A 274-nucleotide genomic window follows, 5' to 3' on the forward strand; every position below is an offset into this window, starting at 1 on the left:
TTAATGAGTTAACCTTTCGCGTTCTCTAATTGACATTCTTCAGCAATTATTACTCGTGGATCTGTTCCGAATAGCTTGTCCAATTCTTCTTTCAACGCTTCAACACCACCTCCGTCAAATAGCACTTCATCGGACGGATCATAATGTAACCCGTTTTGACCGGTTTCGTTAGCTACATGTCCTAACGTTTTCTTTAATTCTACTTTATTAATAACAGTGTTATCTACCTTATATTGTCCCTGTGTGATGCTATTTCCTTTTCGTGATTCACTTT

At 37.6% G+C, this 274-nt stretch carries 1 protein-coding gene; it reads right to left on the reverse strand.

Features of this window, described 5'->3' with window-relative positions; translation table 11 throughout:
* Window positions 1-8: 8 nt before the first annotated feature.
* On the reverse strand, window positions 9-274 hold a 266-nt coding region (locus tag K5S59_RS29970), incomplete at its 5' end, for a hypothetical protein (RefSeq protein WP_220784145.1).

It is taken from the genome of Bacillus sp. BML-BC051, assembly GCF_019656175.1.
GTDB lineage: Bacteria > Bacillota > Bacilli > Bacillales > Bacillaceae_G > Bacillus_A > Bacillus_A mobilis.